The organism is Pseudomonas sp. PME37.24/006 (genome assembly GCF_055556635.1).
This window is the reverse complement of sequence record NZ_JBVHNL010000032.1, coordinates 1-305: the sequence shown is the minus strand read 5'-3', so window position 1 is coordinate 305 and position 305 is coordinate 1. Positions and strand designations below refer to the sequence as shown.

Sequence of the window (305 nt, the reverse complement as noted above, 5' to 3'; positions counted from 1 at the left end):
GCCGGTGCCGCTCGGCGAGCTCCTCGCGCCCGGCACCGACCTGGCCCCCGGTGACGAATGGCGTCCCGTGCGGCTCACGGGGCAGTACGAGGCCGACAAGGAACTGCTCGTGCGCAATCGCGCGCACGCGGGATCCGCCGCGTACGAGGTGCTCGTGCCGTTCCGCCTCGACGACGGCCGGGTCCTCCTCGTCGATCGCGGCTGGCTCCCGCCCGGCGAGCGTCAGGCGCAACCGGATGCCATTCCGGCACCCCCGAGCGGGCAGGTCGAGATCGTCGTGCGACTGCGTCCGGGTGAGGCGGCGC

The 305-nt window shown here is 74.4% G+C and carries 1 protein-coding gene; it reads left to right on the top strand.

Translation table 11 applies throughout. The features are described 5' to 3' along the window. Window positions 1-305, top strand: a 305-nt coding sequence (locus tag ACZ3GY_RS23735; protein ID WP_465912183.1) for an SURF1 family protein, incomplete at both ends; no start/stop codon positions are given.